The sequence below is a fragment of the Tritonibacter sp. SIMBA_163 genome, assembly GCF_046535935.1.
Taxonomy (GTDB): Bacteria; Pseudomonadota; Alphaproteobacteria; order Rhodobacterales; family Rhodobacteraceae; genus Epibacterium; species Epibacterium scottomollicae.
Window position 1 is genome coordinate 1 of the sequence record NZ_JAWJBP010001531.1, and the last position, 230, is coordinate 230.

Genomic DNA, 230 nt, shown 5'->3' on the forward strand with positions numbered 1-230 from the left:
GCTGATCGCCAATGTGACTGAAGGTAAAACCGCCAAAGGTGTAAGTGACGGCACGGTGCGCTACGGGGCCAGCCTCTGGCCTGTGCCGGAAAAGGACTACTTCGTCTGCGCTCGATACACGGCGAAGAGCCAGTACGGAACCTATGAGACGCCGCGAAACGTCCTGCTGCCCATGCGTGTCTATGACGCCGCCAAAGGCTGGCAAGCCGCGCTGCTCAAGGATGAGACCT

1 protein-coding gene is annotated in these 230 nt (G+C 60.0%); it reads left to right on the plus strand.

The genetic code is table 11. From position 1 onward, the window contains the following. The coding region (locus R0J92_RS27405) for a hypothetical protein (RefSeq protein ID WP_411053997.1) at window positions 1-230 on the plus strand (230 nt) is incomplete at both ends.